At 64.7% G+C, this 23607-nt stretch carries 19 protein-coding genes and 2 pseudogenes; 13 read left to right on the top strand and 8 right to left on the bottom strand.

From position 1 onward, the window contains the following. Nucleotides 1–2088 (bottom strand): phosphate acetyltransferase, encoded by a 2088-nt coding sequence (gene pta / locus D886_RS0113485; RefSeq protein WP_027594437.1) that lies wholly within the window; start codon nt 2086–2088, stop codon nt 1–3. Nucleotides 2089–2120: 32 nt separating this feature from the next. Continuing rightward, the gene (locus D886_RS0113480) at nt 2121–2423 is read right to left on the bottom strand and encodes a DUF3565 domain-containing protein (RefSeq protein ID WP_027594436.1); all 303 of its coding nucleotides are present in this window, start codon (nt 2421–2423) and stop codon (nt 2121–2123) included. Here D886_RS0113480 and D886_RS0113475 point away from each other — a divergent pair. Continuing rightward, a complete protein-coding gene (locus D886_RS0113475; RefSeq protein ID WP_027594435.1) occupies nt 2422–2907 on the top strand; it encodes a peptidylprolyl isomerase in 486 nt (161 codons plus the stop codon). The two genes, D886_RS0113480 and D886_RS0113475, sit on opposite strands and share 2 nt — an antisense overlap. A 145-nt stretch (nt 2908–3052) precedes the next feature. Then, complete coding sequence (locus D886_RS0113470; RefSeq protein WP_027594434.1) at nt 3053–3535, top strand: glutathione peroxidase; 483 nt, start codon at nt 3053–3055, stop codon at nt 3533–3535. 27 nt (nt 3536–3562) lie between these two features. Here the strand turns inward: D886_RS0113470 and D886_RS0113465 are convergent, their stop codons facing one another. Beyond that, nucleotides 3563–4780 carry a glycosyltransferase family 1 protein gene (locus D886_RS0113465; RefSeq protein ID WP_027594433.1) on the bottom strand — a complete coding sequence of 406 codons (1218 nt, stop codon included), beginning with the start codon at nt 4778–4780 and terminating at the stop codon, nt 3563–3565. Nucleotides 4781–4958: 178 nt separating this feature from the next. On the opposite strand from D886_RS0113465, the pseudogene D886_RS28840 reads away from it, so the two are divergent. Further along, a pseudogene (locus D886_RS28840) lies at nt 4959–5735 on the top strand (PAS domain-containing protein); the annotation flags it as partial. A 108-nt stretch (nt 5736–5843) separates the two neighbouring features. Beyond that, complete coding sequence (locus D886_RS28835; protein ID WP_371097828.1) at nt 5844–6275, top strand: methyl-accepting chemotaxis protein; 432 nt, start codon at nt 5844–5846, stop codon at nt 6273–6275. A 112-nt stretch (nt 6276–6387) separates the two neighbouring features. Here D886_RS28835 and cysZ read toward each other — a convergent pair whose 3' ends face one another. Then, entirely contained in the window at nt 6388–7116 is a 729-nt protein-coding gene (gene cysZ, locus D886_RS0113455; RefSeq protein WP_027594431.1) for a sulfate transporter CysZ, read from the bottom strand. A 329-nt stretch (nt 7117–7445) separates the two neighbouring features. On the opposite strand from cysZ, the gene trxB reads away from it, so the two are divergent. Then, nucleotides 7446–8408, top strand: a complete 963-nt coding sequence (gene trxB, locus D886_RS0113450; RefSeq protein WP_027594430.1) for a thioredoxin-disulfide reductase — start codon at nt 7446–7448, stop codon at nt 8406–8408. 172 nt (nt 8409–8580) lie between these two features. Here trxB and D886_RS27830 read toward each other — a convergent pair whose 3' ends face one another. Together D886_RS27830 and nadC are read right to left on the bottom strand one after the other, a co-directional pair. After that, nucleotides 8581–8679 carry a hypothetical protein gene (locus tag D886_RS27830; protein ID WP_371097826.1) on the bottom strand — a complete coding sequence of 33 codons (99 nt, stop codon included), beginning with the start codon at nt 8677–8679 and terminating at the stop codon, nt 8581–8583. Nucleotides 8680–8752: 73 nt separating this feature from the next. Then, entirely contained in the window at nt 8753–9601 is an 849-nt protein-coding gene (gene nadC, locus D886_RS0113440) for a carboxylating nicotinate-nucleotide diphosphorylase (protein ID WP_027594429.1), read from the bottom strand. Between the two features lie 241 nt (nt 9602–9842). Here nadC and D886_RS0113435 point away from each other — a divergent pair, with 241 nt between their 5' ends. The 5 genes and pseudogenes from D886_RS0113435 (at nt 9843) to D886_RS28825 (ending at nt 15727) form a co-directional block, all read left to right on the top strand. Further along, nucleotides 9843–12017 carry a DUF1631 domain-containing protein gene (locus tag D886_RS0113435; protein ID WP_027594428.1) on the top strand — a complete coding sequence of 725 codons (2175 nt, stop codon included), beginning with the start codon at nt 9843–9845 and terminating at the stop codon, nt 12015–12017. A gap of 88 nt (nt 12018–12105) precedes the next feature. Then, on the top strand, nt 12106–12672 hold the full coding sequence (ampD, locus tag D886_RS0113430; protein ID WP_027594427.1) for a 1,6-anhydro-N-acetylmuramyl-L-alanine amidase AmpD: 567 nt from the start codon (nt 12106–12108) through the stop codon (nt 12670–12672). After that, a complete protein-coding gene (ampE, locus tag D886_RS0113425) occupies nt 12669–13499 on the top strand; it encodes a regulatory signaling modulator protein AmpE (protein ID WP_027594426.1) in 831 nt (276 codons plus the stop codon). Before ampD ends, ampE begins: the two co-directional genes overlap by 4 nt. A gap of 248 nt (nt 13500–13747) precedes the next feature. Further along, nucleotides 13748–14869, top strand: a pseudogene (locus tag D886_RS28830) (HAMP domain-containing protein); the annotation flags it as partial. A 144-nt stretch (nt 14870–15013) separates the two neighbouring features. Beyond that, on the top strand, nt 15014–15727 hold the full coding sequence (locus D886_RS28825) for a methyl-accepting chemotaxis protein (RefSeq protein ID WP_371097824.1): 714 nt from the start codon (nt 15014–15016) through the stop codon (nt 15725–15727). A 127-nt stretch (nt 15728–15854) separates the two neighbouring features. On the opposite strand, the gene D886_RS0113415 is transcribed toward D886_RS28825, so the two are convergent. Both D886_RS0113415 and cra read right to left on the bottom strand, forming a co-directional pair. Next, nucleotides 15855–16631, bottom strand: a complete 777-nt coding sequence (locus tag D886_RS0113415; protein ID WP_027594424.1) for a TatD family hydrolase — start codon at nt 16629–16631, stop codon at nt 15855–15857. Nucleotides 16632–16633: 2 nt separating this feature from the next. Next, nucleotides 16634–17629 (bottom strand): catabolite repressor/activator, encoded by a 996-nt coding sequence (gene cra, locus D886_RS0113410; RefSeq protein ID WP_027594423.1) that lies wholly within the window; start codon nt 17627–17629, stop codon nt 16634–16636. Between the two features lie 277 nt (nt 17630–17906). Here cra and ptsP point away from each other — a divergent pair, with 277 nt between their 5' ends. The 3 genes from ptsP to D886_RS0113395 are packed head-to-tail and all read left to right on the top strand — an operon-like array spanning nt 17907 to nt 23442. Beyond that, a complete protein-coding gene (gene ptsP, locus D886_RS0113405) occupies nt 17907–20759 on the top strand; it encodes a phosphoenolpyruvate--protein phosphotransferase (protein WP_027594422.1) in 2853 nt (950 codons plus the stop codon). Then, entirely contained in the window at nt 20759–21706 is a 948-nt protein-coding gene (pfkB, locus tag D886_RS0113400; RefSeq protein WP_027594421.1) for a 1-phosphofructokinase, read from the top strand. The genes ptsP and pfkB overlap by 1 nt, the downstream gene beginning before the upstream one ends. Continuing rightward, nucleotides 21703–23442, top strand: a complete 1740-nt coding sequence (locus D886_RS0113395) for a PTS fructose-like transporter subunit IIB (protein WP_027594420.1) — start codon at nt 21703–21705, stop codon at nt 23440–23442. The genes pfkB and D886_RS0113395 overlap by 4 nt, the downstream gene beginning before the upstream one ends. Nucleotides 23443–23607: the final 165 nt, after the last annotated feature.

Here is a 23607-nt window from a genome sequence, read left to right as displayed (position 1 = left end):
TCAGCGTACGACGCTGGCCTGGATCGCCGTCAGGGCGATGGTATGCACGATGTCATCCACCTGAGCCCCCCGCGGCAAATCGTTCACCGGTTTACGCAAACCCTGCAGCATTGGCCCCAGGCTGACCCCATCGGCGCTGCGCTGCACCGCTTTGTGCGTGGTGTTGCCGGTATTCAGATCAGGGAACACGAACACCGTGGCACGCCCGGCAACCGGGCTGTTCGGTGCCAGCTCGCGGGCAATGGCCGGGTTGGCCGCCGCGTCATACTGCAAGGGCCCATCGATCAGCAGATCGTGCGCGGCGCCCTGCGCCAAGCGGGTCGCTTCACGCACCTTGTCGACTTCTTCATCGCTCGCCGAATCGCTTGAATAACTGATCATCGCCACCCGCGGCGCGATGCCGAAGGTGTGTGCCGATTCGGCGCTCTGCTGGGCAATTTCTGCCAGTTCAGCGGCACTTGGGTGCGGGTTCATCACGCAGTCGCCGTACACCAGCACCTGCTCGGGGAACAGCATGAAGAATACCGAGGACACCAGGCTGGCACCTGGCGCGGTCTTGATCAGTTGCAGGGCAGGGCGGATGGTGTTGGCGGTAGAGTGCACCAGGCCCGACACCAGGCCGTCGACCTCATCCAGGGCAAGCATCATGGTGCCGATCACCACCGGGTCTTCCAACTGCTGCTCGGCCATCGGGGCGTTAAGGTTCTTGCTCTTGCGCAGGTTGACCATCGGTTCGACATAGCGCCCGCGAATCAACTCAGGGTCGAGTATCTCCAGGTCCGCAGGCAAGGTAATGCCCTGCGCACGGGCGACCGCTTCGACTTCTTCCGGCTTGGCCAGCAGCACGCAACGCGCAATGCCACGGGCCTGGCAGATCGCTGCCGCCTGTACCAGCAGCGGTTCGGCGCCTTCTGGCAGGACGATGCGTTTGTTGGCCTGTTGCGCGCGCTGGATCAGTTGGTAGCGGAACACCGCAGGCGACAGGCGCAACTCGCGTGGTGTGCCGCAGCGCTGGTGCAACCAGGCAGCGTCGAGGTGGCTGGCGACAAAGTCGGTGATGAATTCGGCACGCTCGCGGTCATCCACCGGGATCTCGCGGTTCAGCGAATTGAGCTGGTTGGCCGTGTCGTACGAACCCGTACTCACCGACAGAATCGGCAGGCCGGCCTGCAAGGCGCCGCGGCACAAGCCGAGGATGCGTGCGTCGGGCTTGCTGTCGCTGGTCAGCAGCAGGCCGGCCAGGGGCACGCCATTGATCGCCGCCAGGCTTACGGCAAGGATGATGTCGTCGCGGTCACCCGGGGTCACCACCAAGGTGCCAGGGGTGAGCAGCGGCACGGTGTTGGCCACCGTGCGCGCACAAATGATGATCTTGCTCATGCGCCGCTGCTCGTAATCGCCCGCGTTGAGCACTTGGGCCCCCAGCAGGTCGGCCACGTCGCGGGTGCGTGGGGCATTCAGCTCAGGCTGGTAAGGGATGCAGCCGAGCAGGCGGAAGTCGTTGCCGCGCAGAAGTGGCGAGTGTTCGCGCAGGCGGGTGGCGAAGTCCGCCATGCTTTCGTCGGTGCGCACCTTGTTGAGGATCACCCCGAGCACTTTCGGGTCGCGGGGGCCGCCGAACAGCTGGGCCTGCAGCTCGACGCGGCCGGACAGTTCGCTGAGCACCTCGTTTTCGGGCGCCGAAACCAGTATCACCTCGGCATCCAGGCTCTTGGCCAGGTGCAGGTTGACCCGCGCCGCGTAACTGGCGTGGCGGGTAGGCACCATGCCTTCGACCACGACCACGTCATTGCCGATGCAGGCTTGCTGGTAGAGGCGGATGATTTCCTCCAGCAACTCGTCCAGCTGGCCATCGCCGAGCATGCGCTCGACGTGGGCCAGGCTCAGCGGCATGGGCGGTTTGATGCCGTGGGTGCGTGCGACCAGTTCGGTGGAGCGTTCCGGGCCGGTGTCACCTGGGTGGGGCTGGGCGATCGGCTTGAAAAAGCCGACCTTCAGGCCTGCGCGCTCAAGGGTGCGCACCAGGCCGAGGCTGATCGACGTCAGGCCGACACCAAAGTCGGTCGGCGCTATGAAAAAAGTTTGCATGCGTGCTTCTCGAATTAAAGCGGTGCAAGGAATCAACGGCCAAGGGTAGCGCTATCGGCTGCCTGTGCACACCAGCCACACGCGAAAGCCTCGCCGATGCGTTGTTGGCGCTGCTCGGCATCGAGCACCCAAGGGCGCGCTTGCCAGGGCGGTTGGTGACGAAGGTGCTGGGTGTGGCCGCACGACAACTCGACCACCCAGTGGCCTTCTTCGTCCTGATGGAAGCCGGTGATCCGACTGATGGGCTGTTCCTCGGCCGAGGCGCGTTCGCAATCGGGCGATGGCTTGGTTACACTTGTCCGCTCTACATACTTTTGCAAAAGGTCTTGCCCCATGCTGATCGCCGCCAACAAGGCTGTCTCCATCGACTATACCCTGACCAACGACGCCGGGGAGACCATCGACAGCTCCGCCGGTGGCGCGCCGCTGGTTTACCTGCACGGTGCCGGCAACATCATCCCGGGCCTGGAAAAGGCCCTGGAAGGCAAGCAGGCCGGTGACGAGCTGAACGTTTCCATCGAGCCAGAAGAGGCCTACGGTGAATACCTGGCCGAGCTGGTCAGCACCCTGAACCGCAGCCTGTTCGAAGGCGTCGACGAGCTGGAAGTCGGCATGCAGTTCCACGCGTCGGCGCCGGATGGCCAGATGCAGATCGTCACCATTCGCGACATCGACGGCGACGACGTCACCGTTGACGGCAACCACCCGCTGGCCGGCCAGCGCCTGACCTTCCAGGTCAAGGTTGTCGACGTGCGTGACGCCAGCGAAGAAGAAATCGCGCACCGTCACATCCACGGTGAAGGTGGCCATCACCACTGATTTTCTGCGCTAAGCTCAGAGAGTCGCCAGGCGCTCGGGCAAGCCGATTTGCCTTCCCAACGGGAGGTGGACGGCTTGGACGAGCGCTTTTTTATTGGGCGGATTTCGCCCTGCGGCCATCGGGAACCTGAGAGGGGATTACATCATGAGTGCTTTTCACGACCTGAAATTGGAGGCGCTGAACGGCGGGGAACTGCCCCTCGCACCGTTCAAGGGCCAAGTGGTGCTGGTGGTCAATGTTGCCTCCAAGTGTGGCCTGACGCCGCAATACGCTTCGCTGGAGACGCTGCATCAGCAGTTCAAGGGCAAAGGCTTCAGCGTTCTGGGGCTGCCGTGCAACCAGTTTGCCGGCCAGGAGCCCGGCAGCGAGAAAGAGATCCAGGAGTTCTGCAGCCTCAACTATGGTGTCAGCTTCCCGCTGGGCGCCAAGCTTGAGGTCAACGGGGCGCACCGCCATTCGCTGTATCGCCTGCTGGCGGGGGAAGGTGCTGAGTTCCCAGGCGACATCACCTGGAACTTCGAAAAGTTTCTGGTGGGCAAGGATGGGCGCGTGCTGGCGCGTTTCTCGCCGCGCACTGCGCCGGATGATCCAGCCGTGGTTCAGGCCATCGAGAAGGCGCTGGGCTGAAGCATGGGCGCGCGCGGCGGCTGAAGGTCAGCCGCGATGCGCTGTCGAACCTGGCTTGATCGCCAGTGCAGCACCTGAAGCTTTTTGCGTGTCGCCTGTGCGTTGTTTGCAAGCACTGCACAGGTAGGTTTCGAACTGCTCGACAATCGCCGGCCAGCCCTGTCGGCTGGCGTGCTGCCGTGCGTTCAGGCGCACCCGGCGCAGGGTTTCTTCCTCTTCCAGTAGCCAGCAAGCGGCATCGATGAAGGCCGCCTGATCGCCGGGCATCGCCAACGCACCGCTATGGCCATGCCGAATATGCTGGGCAGCCGCTGCCTCATCATAGGCGACCACCGCCAAGCCTGAGGCCATGCCTTCGAGCACCACATTGCCAAAGGTTTCGGTCAGGCTCGGGAACAGGAACAGGTCACCGCTGGCATAGTGCTCGGCCAGCACCTCGCCCCGCTGGGCACCACAGAACACGGCATCAGGCACTTGCTGCTGCAAGGTGGCGCGCTGTGGGCCGTCACCGACCACGATCAGGCGCAAGCGCTTGTATGGATAAGTCTTCTGCAGGGCATCCAGGCACGGTCGCAGTACCCCTAGGTTTTTTTCCGCCGCCAGCCGGCCGACATGCAGCACGGCGATATCGTCCGGCCCGACCCCCCAGCTTTCGCGCAGCGCCTGGCTGCGCCGGGCCGGGTTGAACAGGCAGGCGTCGACGCCACGGGCCAACAGGTCCAGGCGCTCGAAACCACGACGCTCCAACTCCAGGCGCTGGCTGACGCTGGGCACCAGGGTGACTGCCGTGCGGCGATGGAACCAGCGCAGGTAATGGGTGAGCAGGCGTGCCAGCAAGCCCAAGCCGTACTGGCCGGAATACTGCGGGAAGTTGGTATGGAACCCGCTGACCACCGGCACCCCCAGGCGCCGTGCCGCACGCAATGCGCTCAACCCCAAAGGCCCCTCGGTGGCGATGTACAGCACGTCCGGTCGCTGCCTGCGCCAACGCCGCAACAGCCGGTGCATCGACACTTCGCCCCATTGCAGGCCGGGGTAGCCGGGCAAGGCCCAACCGCGGCACAGCATCAGCTGCGGATCGTTGTGCACAGGCTCCTCGCCGGCTTGGCGGGGGCGGACGATCTCGATGTCATGCCCGCGTTGGCGCAACCCTTCGCTGAGGCGGCCAAGGGTGTTGGCGACACCGTTGATCTCGGGTGGGAAGGTTTCGCTGACGAGGGTGATGCGTAGGGCGGGTGTATTCATGACAAAAAGTTTCCGCTCGCATCATTGCGCTGATGTGACGGCCTTGTGACGTGCAAATGACGCCTGATTGCCGGCTGTTTCAATTGTGTGAATATTTGCGTGGGCGGCGCTCAAGAAGCTGGCAGTGGCAGCCGATGAAGATGCATTCGATTACGTGCTGCGCTCCAGGAGAGCGGTGATGTTCAACAACAAGCTCAAGCAAGAAATCCAGCAATTGCGCGAAGACCTGCTGTCGGTCGAACAGGTCAAGTGCAGCCTCGACAGCGAGATGCTGGTGCTCCAACTCGACCCCCAGGGACGGATCGAGATGGTCAACGGCAACTTCGAGAGCGAGATGCTCTACCGTGCCGACCAATTGCTTGGACGCAAACTCGAGGACATTGTCCCGGCCCACGTGAAGTCGCTCGACTTCTACCAACGCATGAAAAGCGCGATCAGCCGGGGCGAGCACCTCAACGGGGCGTTCCGCCTGCTGCGCGGCAATGGCCAGGAAGCCTGGTTGCGCTCGATTCTGCAGCCGGTCAAGAACAGCGAAGGGCGCATCAAGTATTTCACCCTGCACTCGAGCGACCTCACCCGCACCATCGAGACCTCCCGTGAGCACGAAAGCCTGATCAAGGCCCTGATGCGCTCTACCGCAGTCATCGAATTCGGCCTTGATGGCACCATCCTGACCGCCAACGAACGGTTTCTGACGTCGGTCGGTTATCGCCTTGAACAGATACGCGGCAAGCATCACCGTATTTTCTGCGAACCCGAAGAGGCCAATTCGTCGGGCTATCAGGCGTTCTGGGACAAGCTGCGCCGTGGCGAATACGTGGCTGAGCGCTTCAAGCGTATCGATGCCCATGGCCGGGTAATCTGGCTGGAAGCGTCCTACAACCCGATCTTCGACGCCCATGATGTGCTGTACAAAGTGGTCAAGTTCGCCACCGTGATCACCGACCAGGTCAACCAGGAGCAGGCGGTTGCCGAGGCGGCGGACATCGCCTTCAACACCTCGCTGAGCACTGACGCCAGTGCGCGCAAGGCCACCGACGTAGTCACGCAGACGGTAAACGTCATGCGTGGCCTGGAGTCGTCGATGCAAGAGGCCGCCGAGGGCATTCAGGCGTTGGACACCCAGTCGCGGGTGATCGGCTCGATCATCAAGACCATCAGTGACATTGCCGGGCAGACCAACTTGCTGGCGCTCAACGCTGCCATCGAGGCGGCCCGGGCGGGCGAGCAGGGGCGTGGTTTTGCCGTGGTCGCCGACGAAGTGCGCCAGCTGGCTTCGCGTACCAGCACCGCCACCGAAGAGATTGCCCGGGTGGTGCAGCAGAACGAGCAATTGGCCCAGGCTGCGGTGGCGATCATCGACACCAGCAAGCGCCAGGCCGAGCAGGGGCTGTCGTTGGCCGATGAAACCGGCAACGTGATCGTCGAAATCCAGGAGGGGGCGAAGCGGGTGGTGGATGTAGTGGGGCAGTTTTCCAGCCGGCTCGGTCAATGACGGTAGGAGCAGCCTTGTGCTGCGAAGAGGCCAGTACTAGCCACAGACAGGTATTGTCAGTAATGGCCTCTTCGCAGCGCAAGGCTGCTCCTACACAGGGCTGCGTTTGGATTTAGTCGCGTTCACGCACCCAGAACAACGTAGCCCCCGCCACCGCCGCCGGCATCATCAGTACGTTCACCACCGGCACCATCAGCGCCAGGTAGGTGATGCCGCCAAAGCCCAGCGACTGCCAGCGCTTCTGGCGCAACCAGGCGAGCATGTCCTGCCAGCTCATCTTGTTGTTGTCCGCCGGGTAGTCGATGTACTGGATAGCCATCATCCACACACCAAAGATCAGCCACAGCGGCGCGGCGACCACGTTGACCACCGGGATCAGCGACAGGATGAACAGGCCGATGGCCCGTGGCAGGAAGTAACCCAGCTTGCGCATCTCGCGGCCAAAGGTACGCGGCACCATGGCCACCAGCTCGGCCCAGCTGAAGGCAGGGAAGTTGTCTTGGCCGCGCACCACCACTTCGACCTTCTCGGCCAGAAAACCGTTGAACGGCGCCGCAATGACGTTGGCCACCAGGGTGAAGGTGAAGAACACCATCAGCACCACCAAGGCGACGAACAGTGGCCACAGAATGTAGGTGAGGAAGCTCAACCAGCTGGGCAGGGTTGGCATCAGGGCGTCGACCCAGACACTGAACTGATGGCCGGCAAAGTAGATCAGGCCACCAAACAGCAGCAGGTTGACCGCCAGGGGCAACAGCACGAACAACCGCAGGTTCGGGCTCAGCACCAGTTTCAGGCCTTCGCGCAGGTACTGGGGGCCAGAGAGGACAGGGGCTTGCATCGAGACACTCCGAACAGAAGGAAAACGCGCTGACCTTACCGAGTTTGTCGCGCCGACGAAAGGCGGGCGATGTTGGCGAAACCGGCTGTAACAAAAGCGTCAGGGCGATTTTCGTGAATGAAATTGCTGGATAGACGATGCCTATGAGGTGGATTGTCGAAGGATATTTCCTTAATCTTTGCGACCTCGCTACAGTGCGCTCAACTTTTAGGTTTTGGATCGACGCGTTGTAGCCTTCCCCAAGGTTGCGTGGGTCCTTTTTAAATTCCAGCTGGCAACGCCGGCACACCGATGCTGGCCCCGTGCGGCCGGCTCGACAGGAGTTCGACATGTCTGAAGTACGTCATTCGCGCGTCATCATCCTCGGTTCCGGCCCTGCCGGTTACAGCGCCGCAGTCTATGCCGCCCGTGCCAACCTCAAGCCGCTGCTGATCACTGGCATGCAGGCCGGTGGCCAGCTGACCACCACCACCGAAGTCGACAACTGGCCGGGCGACCCCCATGGCCTGACCGGCCCAGCCCTGATGCAGCGCATGCAAGAGCACGCCGAGCGCTTCGAGACCGAGATCGTCTTCGACCACATCAACGCTGTCGACCTGGCCAACAAGCCGTTCACCCTCCAGGGTGACAGTGGCACCTACACCTGCGACGCACTGATCGTTGCCACCGGCGCCAGCGCTCGTTACCTGGGCCTGCCGTCGGAAGAAACCTTCATGGGCAAGGGCGTTTCGGCCTGCGCTACCTGTGACGGCTTCTTCTACCGCAACAAGCCGGTAGCGGTCGTCGGCGGCGGCAACACCGCCGTGGAAGAGGCCCTGTACCTGGCCAACATCGCCAGCAAAGTGACCCTGGTTCACCGCCGCGAAACCTTCCGCGCCGAGAAGATCCTGGTCGACAAGCTGAACGCCCGTGTGGCCGAAGGCAAGATCGAGCTCAAGCTCAATGCCACCCTGGACGAAGTGCTGGGTGACAACATGGGCGTGACCGGTGCGCGCTTGAAGAATAACGATGGCAGCAGCGAAGAAATCAAGGTCGACGGCGTGTTCATCGCCATTGGCCACACCCCGAACACCTCGCTGTTCGAAGGCCAGTTGACCCTCAAGGACGGCTACCTGGTGGTCAACGGCGGCCGCGAAGGCAACGCCACTGCCACCAACGTCGAAGGTGTGTTCGCTGCGGGCGACGTGGCCGACCACGTTTACCGTCAGGCCATTACCTCGGCCGGTGCAGGCTGCATGGCCGCACTGGACGTCGAGCGCTACCTGGACGGCCTGGCCAACGCCGCGTTCTGATCCACGCCCGAAAAAAAACCGGCCATCTGGCCGGTTTTTTTTATGCCTGAGATCTGCTGCGCCTGTGCGGGCCTCTTCGCGGGTAAACCCGCTCCCACAAGGTTCAGTGTCCGCGGTGATCCTGTGGGAGCGGGTTTACCCGCGAAGAGGGCGGTACAAGCACCGCGACCTCTCAGAGGCTCAAACGCATCGACAGGTCTACGGCCTTCACATCCTTGGTCATGGCACCAATGGAGATGTAGTCGACGCCGGTCTCCCACAGGGGGCGCACATTACTCAAGCCTGCGGTGATCCTGTGGGAGCGGGTTTACCCGCGAAGAGGGCGGTACAAGCACCGCGGCCTCTCAGAGGCTCAAACGCATCGACAGGTCTACGGCCTTCACATCCTTGGTCATGGCACCAATGGAGATGTAGTCGACGCCGGTCTCGGCAATCACCCGCAAGGTGCTCTCGTTAACGCCGCCGCTGGCCTCGAGTTTGGCCTTGCCCGCAGTGATGTGCACCGCTTCGCGCATTTCGTCCAGGGTCAGCTCGTCGAGCATGACGATATCTGCACCCGCATTCAGGGCCTGGCGTAGTTCATCCAGGCTTTCCACCTCGATTTCCACCGGCTTGCCAGGGGCGATGCGGTGCGCTGCCGCCACTGCCTCGGCCACGCCGCCGCTGGCGGCGATGTGGTTTTCCTTGATCAGGAAGGCATCGTAAAGGCCGATGCGGTGGTTGTCGCAACCGCCACAGGTGACCGCGTATTTCTGCGCCAGGCGCAGGCCGGGAAGGGTCTTGCGGGTGTCTAGCAGGCGCACTTGGGTACCTGCGACCAAGTCGGCCAGAAAGCGTGCGCGCGTGGCGACGCCCGACAGCATCTGCAGGAAGTTGAGCGCGCTGCGCTCACCGCTGAGCAGCGAGCGTGCCGGGCCTTCCAGGTGGAACAGCGGCTGGTTGGCCAGCGCGCGGTCGCCATCGGCCACTTGCCAGTGCACCGCCACCCGCGGGTCGAGCTGGCGGAACACGGCGTCGACCCAGGCGGTGCCAGCGATCACGCAGTCCTCGCGGGTAATGATGGTCGCCTTGGCCAGGCGTTCGGCCGGGATCAACTGCGCGGTGATATCGCCACTGCCGATGTCCTCCAACAGTGCACGGCGCACGTTGGCTTCGATTTCAGCGGTCAGGTCGGCGAGGCGTAGGTTCGGCATGGTCGGCTCCACAAGCTAGATGCCCGCGATTATAGGGCAGGGGAGCGGTGTGTACAGGGCCATGGCCGGTGACCTTTGGTCGGCCCGTCTGAGCATCGGGCCGAATACAGGGTCATTTCCCAGCAAGCGAAACGGCGCTGGCAGCTGTCCGTTTTTTTGCCGATAATAGTGACCAGTATTTGGCGTCATAGCTTTGACGATTCGTTGCCCGTGGGGCAAGCAAGCCTGCAAGGAGTTAGGGATGCATAAAGAAGGCAAGGTGGTGCCCCTGGCGGCAGCCATCGACCGAGGGGCGCGCACGCCTCTGCCTTGCCTTCCGGTATTGCTCCTGCAAGTGCGCGACAAAGCCGCGCTGCAATTGCGCCAAGGCCTGCAGGCCTTGTTCGACAACACCGACGTCACCCTCTTCGAGATGGCCGACAAGGCCGCTGAGCGCTGCGACCAGAGCCTGTATTTCGAAGCGATGCGCGACGTGCGCCTGAAGCGCAAGAGCATCGAGCGCGGTTTTCTCGACACCTTCCATCACACCTTCGCCAGCCTCGGCCGGGCAGACCCTCTGGGCAGCCTGGGTGAAGCGCAGGGTTCAGGCAACAAGGCGCAGCGCGAGCGTGCATCCGCCATCGACGGCATGGTCGCGCGGGTGCTCTCGCGTGACGGCCTTGCCCTGCAGCAACTGGGTTTGCGCTTGCAGGCATTGCTCGATCGCCCGGTGGGCGAGCAGCAAAACCCCGTGGGCCCCGCTGCGCTGTGCGGCTATTTCCTCGAAGCGGGCCGCAACCTAGGGGTCGGGCTGCGGGTCAAGCTGATCCTCTTGAAGCTGTTTGAACGCTACGTGTTGCGTGATGTGGAGGTGCTCTACGCAGAGGCTAACCAGTTGCTGGCCGCGGCCGGTGTGCTGCCCGAGCTGCAGCCTGCGCCACGTCGGCGCGCCGAGGATCGGTGCCTGAGCGCCGGGCGCCGGCCGTCCAGCCTGGAGGCGCAAGGGGCGCCGGGGGCGGACAGTGCCGGGCAAGCGTATTTTGCTTCACTGCAAACGCTTCTGGCCCCCGCGCGCGGGCAGATCGCGCCGCGTTTGCAGCGGGTAGCCGCTGCCCAGCCGATCAGCACCGCCGACCTGCTGCGCCTGCTTTCGCACCTGCAGCACTATGTGCCCGCCACGCAGGCGGCGGATGAGTTCGCGCTTGGCCAACAGCTGGAACAACTGTTGTTGCGCGTCAGTGTGCGCAGTGGCACGCGTCGGCGCATCGCCACGGCCGATGAAGACATGATCAACCTGATCGGCCTGCTGTTCGATTTCATCCACAACGACGACAACTTGCCCGCCAGCCTACGGGCATTGATCGCGCGTTTGCACATCCCGCTGCTCAAGGTCGCGCTGCTCGACAAGGGGTTGTTCAGCCGCGCCAGCCACCCGGCTCGGCGCTTGCTCAACGAGATCGCGGGTGCCGCGATCGGTTGGCAGAGCAGCGCCGAAGGCCTGCGCGACAGTTTGCATGTACGGGTGGAACGTATCGTTCAGCGTCTGCTCAACGACTTCACCGATGACGCCTGCCTGTTCGCTGAACTGCTCGATGAGTTTCTCGCCTTCAGCCAGGACGAGCGGCGCCGCAACGAGTTACTCGAACAGCGTACCCGCGACGCCGAAGAGGGCCGGGCGCGTACCCTGCAGGCCCGCCAGCAGGTGCAGCAGGTGCTCAACCAGCGTCTGCGCGGGCGGGTGCTGCCGCACGTGGTGGTGCAGATGCTGGTGCAGGCCTGGAGCCAGGTGCTGCTGCTGGCGTGGCTCAAGCAGGGCGAAGGGTCCGAGGCATGGCGCAACGGCCTGGCCACCCTGGACACGCTGCTCGCCAGTATCGCCCCGCACCATGACCCGCAGGCCTGTCAGCAACTGCTGCAACAGGTGCCCGGCCTGCTCAAGGCCTTGCGCGAAGGCCTGGCAGGCGTGGCGCTGGACTCCACCGCCACCCGTGACTTCTTCCAGCAGCTTGAGCAATTGCACCTGCGCGCTTGCTCGGCGTCCGAAGGGCACAGGGCCGATGGCCCGCCCGTGCTGGACGAGGTGCTGGTGGACGAGGACATCGTGCTGGCCCTTGCCGAAGAGCCCGCCTGCGCCCCCCTGCACCTTGTCGACGGCAATGCCTCGGCATTGCGCCAGGTGCAGCGCCTGCGTATCGGCAGCTGGGTCGAGGTGTTCGATGAAGACGACCCATTGCGCTGCAAGCTGGTGGCGCGCATCGACAGCAACGATCGGCTGGTGTTCGCCAATCGCACGGGCATGAAAGTGCGTGAGTGGAACAGCGGCAGCCTCGCCCAGGCGCTGCACCGGGGAGAGGTGCGGGTGCTCGATGACGGCGCGCTGTTCGAGCGGGCGCTGGAGTCGGTGCTCGAAGGGCTGCGGCAACAGCAGGTCCATTGAGTCATCATTACAATGATTCACATGCAAACGGCCGCGGACGCAGGGCATACTGCTGCTCTGTACCCGGCGTTTTTTCAGGATCTGCCCCATGCAATTGGACCGTGCCACCGGCTGGTTCCACGGAATCACCCACTGCCCGTCGCCCAACTTCAACGCGCGCCCCGAGGGCGAGTCGATCTCCCTGCTGGTGATTCACAACATCAGCTTGCCACCGGCGTGTTTCGGCACCGGCAAGGTTCAGGCATTCTTCCAGAACCGCCTGGACGCCCATGAACATCCCTATTTCCAGAGCATCTGCCACCTGACGGTTTCGGCGCACCTGTTCGTCGAGCGCGATGGCGCCGTGACCCAGTTCGTGTCGTTGCTCGACCGCGCCTGGCATGCCGGTATCTCGTGCTTCGACGGGCGCGAGGGCTGCAACGACTTCTCCATCGGCATCGAACTCGAAGGCACTGACGACCTGCCATACACCGATGCCCAGTACACCACGCTGGCGCAGCTGACCCGGCAGATCCGCGACGCCTGGCCGGTCATCAGCCTTGAACGCATCCAGGGCCACAGCGACATAGCACCGGTGCGCAAGACCGACCCAGGCCCGGCCTTCGACTGGGGCCGCTATCGCCAAACCGTGAAGGATAACGAGGACAACTCATGAGTTTTCTGGTTTTGCTGCTGGCGCTGTGGGTCGAGAAATTCTCGGCACTGCGCCATCGAATACAGCGCGATGGTTTTTTCCTCGGTGAACTGGTGCGCCTGGAGCGCAGCGGCAAGGTGCAGCCGTGGTGGACGTTGGCCATTCTGGTGCTGGCGCCGGTAGCGGTGCTGGCCTTGCTGCTGCATGTGCTGGAGCCCGTCGCCTATGGCCTGCTGGCATTGCCGGTGCACCTGCTGGTGTTGATCTACAGCCTGGGCCGCGGCGACGCGAAAGCGGCGCTGGGGCCGTTTCGCGATGCCTGGCGGCGGGGTGACGATCAGGCCGCCCTGCACGTGGCCGAGCGCGACCTGGGCCTGGTGGCCGACGAGCCTCACAGCCTGCTGGTGCGGGTGCAGGGTTACCTGCTGTGGCAGGCCTACCAGAGCTTCTTCGCCGTGATCTTCTGGTATTTCGTGCTCGGCCCAGGCGCTGCCTTGGCCTATCGCCTGCTGGCGCTGTGCGGCGAGCACAGCAAGCAGCCCGCGCTCAAGGCGCGTGCCGAGCAGCTGCGGCACATCATGGATTGGCTGCCGGTGCGGGTGATGGCCTTGAGCTTCGCGCTGGTCGGCAACTTCGTCGCGGTGACCCGCGTGATGCTCCACGAGCTCCTTAACTGGCACATCAGCGCCGGCCACCTGGTGGCCAGGGTTGGGCGCATTGCCGACGATATCCCCGAGGAAGAAGACAGCCAGCGTGGCCTAAGCCGGCTGGACAGCCTTTGGGAATTGCTGCTGCGCTGCGCGGTGCTGTGGTACGCCGCGTTTGCGTTGTGGACGGTGCTGGTCTGACCTCACCGCCGTAACACGCGCCCTGTAGGAGCAGCCTTGTGCTGCGAAGAGGCCAGTTGCATCCCGAAGATTCAGGGGGGGCTACTGGCCTCTTCGCAGCACAAGGCTGCTCCTACCGGGGCTTAACCATAAGTTACAAACCTCCGATTCGATCTGCGGTATACACGTGGCACTGTGCTACCCCGTAGAACAATAAGAATCCAAGGAGGTGCCCCGTGAAGCGTCTGCTTTATCCGGCGATCGCACTGATGAACCGGCTGAGCTTCGGTCAGAAGTTCAGCCTTGTCAGCGTCCTGTTTTTCCTGCCCATGCTGGTCATCAGCGGCTACCTGGTACGCGATGCGTACCAGCAGTTTCAGGCCACCCGCGCCGAGCTGCAGGGCATCGCCCCCCTGCGCGAAAGCCTGGCCCTGCGCGCAGGCTTCGAAGCCTTGGGCAGCCTCCTGCAGATCAATGCCGTAATCGGCCAGTCGGGCCAGGCCGGTGATGTCGAATCGCGTATTGCTGCGTTGCAGGGCAACGTGCAGGAGCATCTCCAGGCACTGCATAGCGACGACCCGCAGCTGGAAGCCAAGCGCGAGGACTTGGCCGATGCCTTTGCCCGCGCCCGCGAAGAGTCCTCGCTGCAGAACAAAACGGCGTTGTTCGACGCCTTGCTCGCCCAGGCCCAGGTGCTGACCCGCCTGGTGGCCAGCCAATCTGGCCTGAGCCAGGACAGCCAAACCTCGGTGCGGCAACTGAACGACCTGCTTGGTGTGGCGACGGCGCAGGTCACCCAGGCCCTGGCGGACGGGCAGGCGATGGGGGCCATTGCCCTGGGGCGTGGCTTCATGGATTCGTCCGGCAGCGCGCGCTTCGAAGATTTGCTGCAGCGCCTCGAGCGCCTGGCCACCGACTACGCACTGCGTTTGGAGGACGCCCTGGGCAGTGACCCCGCGGCCAAAGCAGCCCTGGCCAGCAGCGCCCAGGCCAGCCAGGCGACGGTCAGGCAGGCCGCCGCGTTATTCGAAGCGCAGGTGGTGGTGGCCGAGACTCTGGACGCGCCCTGGCCTGCGTTCTATCAGCAAACCCATGAGCTGATGGGGCACACCTACCGCCTCAACGAGGCCATTCTCATGCACCTGCGGGGCCAACTGCAGGACCGGCTGGGCGAGCAACAATGGCGCATGATCGGCCTGGTGGCGGTGCTGGCCGGTGTGTTCGCGCTGATTGTGTACCTGTACAGCGGGTTCTACGTCTCGACCCGGGCGACCCTGCGCCAGCTCGGCAAGGCGATGGGCAAGGTCGCCGACGGCGACATGACGGTCAGCTTCCAGGCCCGCAGCCGCGACGAGTTGGGCGAGCTGGGGCAAGGTTTCAGCGACACCGTGCAGCGTATCCGTGGCCTGATCGACCAGGTTGGCCGCACCGTGGTGGCCGTCGAAGAACAGGCCAGCCAAGTGTTGGCGGTGTCAGTGCGGAGCAACCAGGCAGTCAGCGGCCAGCGTGAGCAAATCGAGCAAGTGGCCACGGCCATGAACCAGATGAGCGCCACTGCCCAGGAGGTCGCACGCAGCGCGGCGCTGGCTGCCGATGGCGCGCAACAGGTCAACCAGGAAAGCGCCACTGGCCGTGGCCTGGTGCAACGCCAGCAAGGCAGCATCGACCGGCTGGCTGCCGAGATCGACCAGAGCGTGGGGGCCATCAATCAGCTAGCCAGTGACAGCCAGGCCATCGGGCGGGTGCTTGAAGTGATCCGCAGCATTGCCGAGCAGACCAACCTGCTGGCACTCAACGCCGCGATCGAGGCCGCGCGCGCCGGGGAGCAAGGCCGAGGCTTCGCGGTGGTCGCCGATGAGGTGCGCACCTTGGCCAGGCGCACCCAGGACTCGACCGCAGAGATCGCGCAGATGATCCAGCGCTTGCAGGAGGGGGTCGCAGCGGCGGTCAGTGCCATGGGCAGCAGCCACCAGATGGCCGCTGGCACCGTGGATGAAACGCGACAGGTGCAGCAGGCGTTGGGCAATATTTTGGGTGCGGTGGGCAGTATCGTCGAGCAGAACCAGCAGATTGCCGCTGCTGTGGAGCAGCAGACCGCCGTGGCGCATGACATCGACCAGAACATCGTGGCGATCAACAGCGCCGCGCAGGACACCACCCAAGGAGCCTGCCAGACCGAGGAGGCTAGCCGGGCATTGTCTGCTCAGGTGGTGGAGTTGAAACGGTTGATCGGGGCGTTCAGGGTTTAATGAGGCTACCTCTGTAGGAGCAGCCTTGTGCTGCGAAGAGGCCGGTTTGGCTGTAGAGAGGCTGTGGCGGTAATGGCCTCTTCGCAGCACAAGGCTGCTCCTACAGCGCTAGCGCCGGGGCAGGCAGCTACCAGCCAAATAACTCACAGGCATTCTTGCTGCTGGCGTCAGCCAACACGTCCACCTCTATGCCAATCACCTCAGCCAGCGCTGCGGCAATCTCCGGCAGGTGTTCCGGGCTATTACGCTGCCCGGGGTACATCACCGGGGCCATGTCTGGCGCGTCGGTCTCCAGCACTACGCTTTCCAGCGGCAGTCGGGCAAGGGTCTTGCGCAAGCGCACTGCCTGCGGCCAGGTAGCCGCCCCGCCAAGCCCCAGGCGGAAACCGAGCTTGATGTACTCGCGCGCCTCTTCATAGCTGCCTGCAAAGGCATGGATGACCCCAGCCCGGGCCGGCTTGTAGCGCTTGAGCGTGGCGATCACCTGGGCATGGCTGCGGCGCACATGCAGCAAGGCCGGCAATTCGAAATCGCAGGCCATCTGCAGTTGTGCTTCGAACAGTGCCTGCTGGCGATCCTTGTCCAATGCTTCCAGGTAGTAATCCAACCCGAACTCACCCACGGCGCACAGGCGCGGGTCGCCCTGCAGGCGCTCCAGCCAGTCGCGCAGCTGGGCAAGGTGCTCTGGGCGATGCTGGCCCAGGTAAACCGGATGCAAGCCCAGGGCAGCAGCCACACGCGTGTCGGCGCAGGCCAGGTCCCACACCCGTTGGAAATTCGCCTGATACACCCCCAGCACCACCATGCGTTCCACCCCGCGCGCCGCCGCATTGGCCAGCAGGCGCGAGCGGTCGGCGTCGAAGTCAGGGAAGTCCAGGTGGGTGTGGGTGTCGATCAGGCGCATGTTCAGGCCGCTGGGATGCGTTGCTTGAAGGTTCGGCCGATGGCGTGCACGCCGGGCTCGTAACGCTCTTCCTCGATGGCTGCCAGGGCCAGCTCTAGCGCAGTGGCGGCGATCAGCCCGTGCTGTTGGGCCATGGCGTTGACCGGAAGCGGCAGGAAGTCGAGCAACTGGTTGTCACCGAAGGTGCCCAACTGCAGCTGGCGCGAGTCGGCGGGGCGCGCCTGCAAGGTGTCGAACACGCCCTGCAGCAGCACGTAGGAGGTGGTTACCAGGGCATCCGGCAGGCCACCCTGTTCGTCGATCAGTTGCTGCATCAGGCGCTGACCGCATTCACGGCTGAACGCCTCACCCTGATAACGGCGCACCTCACCTGCATAGCCTTGCAGGGCTTCGTCGAAGCCGCCGGCACGGGCCTGGCTGACCGAAAGCTCCGGGCGGGCGCCAATCAGGGCGATGCTGCGCGGGGCTGCGCTGAGCAGGCTGGCGGCCAGCTGACGGCTGGCGTCGCGATCATCGCTGATCACCGAGCAGAAGTGTGCGGGGTCCAGGCGACGGTCGATGGCGATCACCGGCAGGCCTTTGTCTTGCAGCTCACGGTAACTGTCGTCTTCCACAGGCAAGCAGCTGGCGACGAACAGGGCATCGCAACGACGGGCGCGGAACAGTTGCTGCAGCTGGCGCTCGCTGTCCGGCTGGTCATCGCTGCTGGCAATCAGCAACTGATAGCCACGGGCGCGGGCGCCTTGCTCGAGCTGCTTGGCGATGCGGGCGTAGCTGGGGTTTTCCAGATCCGGGAGAATGAAGCCCAATGTGCGGGTATGCCGGCTGCGCAGGCCGGCGGCTTGCGGGTTGGGCGTGAAGCCATGGGCCTCGACCACTGCGCGCACACGCTCGACAGTGCTGCTGCTGATGCGCTGCTGTTCGGCCTTGCCATTGATGACGTAGCTGGCAGTGGTCACGGACACACCGGCCAGACGGGCGATATCGCTGAGTTTCACCGAATTTTCCTTGTTATTACCGGGGCTGGCTGCGAGGCCAGACCGGATAGTTTGACCCGGAGCTGCGCTCGCGCGCAGACGACCATTGTCGCAATTGTCCGACAGGATGGGGCTTTTTCCTCGGGAGATTATCGAGTAACGTGGCCGCCTGGTCAGGTTAATCGTTTCAGCTGCCAAGTTTTCTGCCTCGGCTGCCATCTGCGCAAGGCTGTTCAACTGGCCATTTTCGACAACAATACCTCAGTACCCCACCTGGGCACTGCAAAAGGAGAAGGGCATGCTCGAGCTCGCCACAGGGCAAATAGCCATGGGCCAGAAGGCTGCGGACAAGGCCGAGGCCTTGCGCCTGCTGGCAGATCAGCTGGTGGCCGACGGCCTGGTCGCCGAGGGCTACCTTGCGGGCCTGCAGGCCCGCGAGGCACAAGGCTCGACCTTCCTCGGGCAGGGCATTGCCATCCCGCATGGCACGCCGCAGACCCGCGACCTGGTCCACACCACCGGTGTGCGCTTGCTGCAGTTCCCCGAAGGCGTGGACTGGGGCGATGGCCAAAAGGTCTATCTGGCCATCGGCATCGCCGCCCGTTCCGATGAACACCTGCGCCTGCTGCAATTGCTGACCCGTGCCCTGGGCGAGACCGACCTGGCCGAGGCGCTGCGCCGGGCCAGCTCTGCCGAAGCCTTGCTCAAACTGTTGCAAGGCGCGCCACAGGCGTTGGCGTTGGATGCGCAACTGGTTGGCTTGAACCTGCCGGCCGAAGATTTCGACGAGCTGGCCTGGCGTGGTGCGCGCCTGCTGCAGCGCGCCGGTTGCGTCGACAATGGCTTTGCCGCCGTGCTGCAGCAGGCCGAGCCTTTGCCACTGGGCGAGGGCCTGTGGTGGCTGCACAGCGAGCGCCAGGTGCGCCAGCCGGGCTTGTCGTTCATTACCCCGCAGCAACCGCTGCGCTATCGCGATCAGCCGCTCAACGGCCTGTTCTGCCTGGCCAGCCTCGGCGCCGCTCATCAGGCTTTGCTCGAGCGCTTGTGCGAAGTGCTGATCGAAGGGCGCGGGCAGATGCTCTACCAGGCCACCAGCAGCCGTGCGGTACTGCAGGTGCTGGGCGGTGAGGCGCCGGCGGATTGGCCCAGTGCGCGCATCGTGTTGGCCAACCCCCATGGTTTGCATGCCCGCCCGGCCAAGGTGCTGGCGCAACTGGCCAAAGGCTTCGAGGGCGAAATCCGTGTGCGGCTGACCGACAGCGCGCAGCCAGCGGTGTCGGTCAAGAGCCTTAGCAAGCTGCTAAGCCTCGGCGCCCGCCGTGGCCAAGAGCTGGAACTGATTGCCGAACCGGCCATCGCCGCCGATGCCTTGCCAGCGCTGCTGGCGGCCATCGAAGCGGGCTTGGGCGAGGACGTCGAGCCGCTGCCACAAAGCTCCGCACCGCTAGCCAGCCTGCCACTCGAAGTGCTTCAGGCACCCGCCGCAGGCAGCCGGATTCAGGGTGTGGGCGCGGCGCCTGGGATTGCCAGTGGCCCGGCGCACGTTTGCGTCGAGCGCGACATCGATTACCCCCTGCGCGGCGAATCCCTCGCCCAGGAACGGGCCAAGCTGCGCGAGGCCTTGGCAACGGTGAACAGCGAGCTGCACAACTTGGTGCAGCGCAGCGACAAGGCCATCGGCGAGATCTTCGTCACCCACCAAGAAATGCTCGCCGACCCGGCGTTGGCCGACGATGTCGAGCAGCGCCTGGCCCAGGGCGAAAGCGCCCCGGCGGCGTGGATGGCCGTGATCGAGGCGGCAGCCCGGCAGCAAGAGTCGCTGCATGACGCCTTGCTCGCCGAACGGGCCGCTGACCTGCGCGACATCGGCCGGCGCGTGCTGGCCCAGTTGTGCGGCGTGCAGGCGCAGGTCGAGCCCGAACAGCCCTATGTGCTGGTGATGACCGAGGTCGGCCCTTCCGATGTGGCCAGGCTGGACCCGAGCCGGGTCGCCGGTATCGTCACCGCCCAAGGCGGCGCGACGGCCCACAGCGCCATTGTCGCGCGTGCCCTGGGCATTCCGGCAGTGGTCGGTGCCGGTGCGTCGATTCTGCTGCTCGAGGCCGGCACGCCATTGCTGCTCGATGGGCAACGCGGTGTGGTCAGTGTTGCGCCAGCGGCCGCCGAGCTGCAGCGTGCCCTGGCCGAGCGCGACCAGCGCGAACAGCGCTTGCAGGCAGCCTGGGCCCGTCGCCATGAGCCGGCAGTCACCCGCGATGGCCATGCGGTCGAAGTTTTCGCCAACATCGGTGAAAGCAGCGGTATCGACAAGGTGGTGGAGCAGGGCGCGGAAGGCGTCGGGCTGCTGCGCACCGAACTGATCTTCATGGCCCACCCCCAGGCACCCGACGTCGCCACCCAAGAGGCCGAGTACCGCCGCGTGCTCGATGGCCTGGGTGGCCGGCCCCTGGTGGTGCGCACCCTGGATGTCGGCGGCGACAAGCCGCTGCCGTACTGGCCGATCGCTGCCGAAGACAACCCCTTCCTCGGCGTGCGCGGCGTGCGTTTGACGTTGCAGCGCCCGCAGGTCATGGAAGACCAGTTGCGCGCCTTGCTGCGCGCCGCTGACCAGCGCCCGCTGCGGATCATGTTCCCGATGGTCGGCCAGGTGCACGAGTGGCGTGAAGCGCGGGCCATGGTCGAGCGCCTGCGTGAGGAAATCCCTGTGACCGACCTGCAACTGGGGATCATGGTCGAAGTGCCCTCGGCAGCCCTGCTGGCGCCGCAGTTGGCCCGCGAAGTGGACTTCTTCAGCATCGGCACCAACGACCTGACCCAATACACCCTGGCCATCGACCGTGGCCACCCGAGCCTGTCGGCCCAGGCCGACGGCCTGCACCCGGCCGTATTGAGCCTGATCGACATGACCGTGCGCGCTGCCCATGCCGAAGGCAAGTGGGTGGGCGTGTGCGGTGAGCTGGCCGCCGACCCGCAGGCGGTGGCCGTGCTGCTTGGCCTGGATGTTGACGAGTTGAGCGTCGCCGCCCGCAGCATTGCCGAAGTCAAAGCCCTGGTTCGCCAGGCCGATCACCAAACGGCCCGCGCCCTGGCGCGCGAAGCCTTGCAACAAGACAGCGCCGCGGCGGTTCGCGCGCTGGTGGAGCGTTACTGATGGCCAAGATCCTCACCCTTACCCTGAACCCGGCGCTGGACATCACCATCAGCCTCGATACTTTGCGCCCGGGGCACGTCAACCGTAGCCAGGCCCAGCACAGCGATGCGGCGGGCAAAGGGCTGAACGTTGCCCAGGTCTTGGCCGACCTTGGCCACAGCGTCACCGTGGGCGGCTTTCTTGGGCAGGACAACCTGCAGCCGTTCGAGGCCTTGATCGCCTGGCGTGGTTTTGCCGACTGTTTTGTCCGCGTGCCAGGCGAAACGCGCAGCAACATCAAGCTGGTCGAAGCTGAGGGCCGCGTGACCGATATCAACGGCCAGGGGCCAGAAGTCGATGAAGCCGCCCGTACCGCGTTGCTGCGGCGGCTGGAACAGATCGCCCCAGGGCATGACGCGGTAGTGGTGGCCGGCAGCCTGCCACGGGGTATCAGCCCCGAATGGTTCCGCCAGTTGCTCGAAAAACTCAAAGCCCAAGGCCTCAAGGTCGCCCTCGACAGCAGCGGCGAAGCCTTGCGTGTCGGCCTGCAAAGTGCGCCTTGGCTGGTCAAGCCCAACACCGAGGAATTGGGCGAGGTGCTGGGCCTGGCCGTACAAACCCCAGCGCAGCAACGCGCGGCTGCCGAGCGGCTGCTGGCCAGCGGAATCGAGCATGTGGTGGTGTCGGCCGGCGAGCACGGCGTCAGCTGGTTCGCCCGCGACCTCGCCCTGCATGCCCAGCCGCCCACGGTGCGGGTGGCCAGTACCGTGGGTGCGGGGGATTCGCTGGTGGCTGGCATGGTCGACGGCCTGTTGCGTGGCGAGGCGCCGGCGCAGACCTTGAGCCGCGCTACCGCCATTGCCGCCCAGGCCGTGACCCAGGTCGGCTTTGGCATACGTGACCGCGAGCAACTGGCACGCCTTGAAGCCGGCGTGCAACTGACAGAACAACAAGAGGGTTGCCGATGAACATTGCCATTGTCACCGCCTGCCCCAACGGCCAGGTGTCCAGTGTGCTGAGCGCGCGCTTGCTGGCGGCAGCCGCGCAGCGCCGTGGCTGGAGCACCCGTGTCGAGGTGCAGGACGCTGAGCACCCCGAGCGGCAACTGACGGCGGCCCAGCTTGCCGAGGCCGATTGGGTACTGGTAGTCAGCACCGGGCCTATCGACCTGGCCCGCTTCGTCGGCAAGCGCGTGTACCAGAGCACGCCGTCCCAGGCCCTGGCCGACCGTGAGGGGTTCCTCGACGAGGCGGCGGCCAACGCCCAGCTGTTGGCGGATACGCCCGACAGCCCGGCAGCGTTGAGTGGGGCTGGCGTGCGGATTGTCGCGGTCACGGCGTGCCCGACCGGCGTCGCGCACACGTTCATGGCCGCTGAAGCCTTGCAGCAGGCCGCGCAGCAGCAGGGCTATCAACTCACCGTGGAGACCCAGGGCTCGGTGGGGGCACGCAACCCGCTGTCCGCCCAAGCCATCGCCGAAGCCGACGTGGTGCTGCTGGCCGCCGACATCGAAGTGCCCACCGCACGGTTTGCCGGCAAGCGCATTTACCGCTGCGGCACCGGCATCGCCCTCAAGCAGGCACGCGCCACCCTGGACAAGGCCCTGGCTGAAGGCAAGGTCGAGAACGCTGCAGATGCCGCGGCGGCCTCCGCTTCCGGTAAGGGTGAAAAGACCGGCGTGTACAAGCACCTGCTCACCGGGGTGTCGTTCATGTTGCCAATGGTGGTGGCGGGTGGCCTGCTGATCGCCTTGTCGTTCGTGTTCGGCATCGAGGCCTACAAAGAGCCGGGCACCTTGCCGGCAGCGTTGATGCAGATTGGCGGCGAGGCGGCGTTCAAACTGATGGTGCCGCTGTTGGCCGGCTACATCGCCTGGTCGATCGCCGACCGCCCGGGCCTGGCGCCCGGTATGATTGGTGGGTTGCTGGCCAGCACCCTGGGCGCGGGCTTCATCGGCGGCATCATCGCCGGTTTTCTCGCCGGCTACAGCGCCAAGGCCATTGCCCGCTGGGCACGCTTGCCGAGCAGCCTGGAGGCGCTCAAGCCGATCCTGATCATTCCGCTGTTGGCCAGCTTGTTCACGGGCCTGGTGATGATCTACGTGGTTGGCCAGCCGGTGGCGGCCATGCTCGAAGGGCTGACACAGTTCCTCGACAGCATGGGCACCACCAATGCCATCCTGCTGGGGTTGGTGCTCGGCGGCATGATGTGCGTCGACCTGGGCGGCCCGATCAACAAGGCCGCCTACGCGTTTTCGGTGGGCCTGCTGGCCTCGTCGAGCTACGCCCCCATGGCGGCGACCATGGCCGCCGGCATGGTGCCGCCCATCGGCCTGGGCATTGCCAGCTTCCTCGCCCGGCGCAAGTTCGCCCAGAGTGAACGCGAGGCGGGCAAGGCCGCGTTGGCACTGGGGCTGTGCTTCATCTCTGAAGGTGCCATCCCGTTTGCCGCCAAGGACCCTCTACGGGTGATCCCGGCGAGTGTCGCCGGGGGGGCCTTGACCGGTGCACTGTCGATGTACTTCGGCTGCAAGCTGATGGCGCCGCACGGTGGCCTGTTCGTGCTGCTGATCCCCAATGCCATCAACCATGCGTTGCTGTACCTGCTGGCGATCGTCGCCGGCAGCTTGCTGACGGCCGTGGTGTATGCGGTGATCAAGAAGAGCGAGCAAGTGGAACTGGCCGTCGCGCCGGTGAAAGGCTAGCCCCACCCAGCCGCGAACTGTGTAGGAGCAGCCTTGTGCTGCGAAGAGGCCATCACCGCCTAACAAAATATTCAGCCATACCGGCCCTTTCGCAGCACAAGGCTGCTCCTACAGGTCAAGCACAAGCCTGAGGTCAGCATTGAACCAGCAAAAGCCGACCCTGAG

Origin of the sequence: Pseudomonas sp. LAIL14HWK12:I7 (assembly GCF_000483465.1) — a bacterium.
Classification (GTDB): domain Bacteria; phylum Pseudomonadota; class Gammaproteobacteria; order Pseudomonadales; family Pseudomonadaceae; genus Aquipseudomonas; species Aquipseudomonas kermanshahensis.
The sequence above is the reverse complement of the archived record's forward strand: the minus strand, read 5'-3'. Positions and strand labels throughout refer to the sequence as shown.

Bases quoted from the DNA above. Each gene is read 5' to 3' on its own strand.
- D886_RS0113465 (WP_027594433.1), bottom strand. From the start codon at position 4,780: ATGAATACACCCGCCCTACGCATCACCCTCGTCAGCGAAACCTTCCCA.
- D886_RS28835 (WP_371097828.1), top strand. From the start codon at position 5,844: ATGCGTGGCCTGGAGTCGTCGATGCAAGAGGCCGCCGAGGGCATTCAG.
- ampE (WP_027594426.1), top strand. From the start codon at position 12,669: ATGAGTTTTCTGGTTTTGCTGCTGGCGCTGTGGGTCGAGAAATTCTCG.
- ptsP (WP_027594422.1), top strand. From the start codon at position 17,907: ATGCTCGAGCTCGCCACAGGGCAAATAGCCATGGGCCAGAAGGCTGCG.
- ampD (WP_027594427.1), top strand. From the start codon at position 12,106: ATGCAATTGGACCGTGCCACCGGCTGGTTCCACGGAATCACCCACTGC.
- D886_RS28825 (WP_371097824.1), top strand. From the start codon at position 15,014: ATGAACCAGATGAGCGCCACTGCCCAGGAGGTCGCACGCAGCGCGGCG.
- cysZ (WP_027594431.1), bottom strand. From the start codon at position 7,116: ATGCAAGCCCCTGTCCTCTCTGGCCCCCAGTACCTGCGCGAAGGCCTG.
- D886_RS0113475 (WP_027594435.1), top strand. From the start codon at position 2,422: ATGCTGATCGCCGCCAACAAGGCTGTCTCCATCGACTATACCCTGACC.
- pta (WP_027594437.1), bottom strand. From the start codon at position 2,088: ATGCAAACTTTTTTCATAGCGCCGACCGACTTTGGTGTCGGCCTGACG.
- D886_RS0113470 (WP_027594434.1), top strand. From the start codon at position 3,053: ATGAGTGCTTTTCACGACCTGAAATTGGAGGCGCTGAACGGCGGGGAA.
- pfkB (WP_027594421.1), top strand. From the start codon at position 20,759: ATGGCCAAGATCCTCACCCTTACCCTGAACCCGGCGCTGGACATCACC.
- D886_RS0113435 (WP_027594428.1), top strand. From the start codon at position 9,843: ATGCATAAAGAAGGCAAGGTGGTGCCCCTGGCGGCAGCCATCGACCGA.
- nadC (WP_027594429.1), bottom strand. From the start codon at position 9,601: ATGCCGAACCTACGCCTCGCCGACCTGACCGCTGAAATCGAAGCCAAC.
- trxB (WP_027594430.1), top strand. From the start codon at position 7,446: ATGTCTGAAGTACGTCATTCGCGCGTCATCATCCTCGGTTCCGGCCCT.
- D886_RS0113480 (WP_027594436.1), bottom strand. From the start codon at position 2,423: ATGGGGCAAGACCTTTTGCAAAAGTATGTAGAGCGGACAAGTGTAACC.
- D886_RS0113415 (WP_027594424.1), bottom strand. From the start codon at position 16,631: ATGCGCCTGATCGACACCCACACCCACCTGGACTTCCCTGACTTCGAC.
- D886_RS0113395 (WP_027594420.1), top strand. From the start codon at position 21,703: ATGAACATTGCCATTGTCACCGCCTGCCCCAACGGCCAGGTGTCCAGT.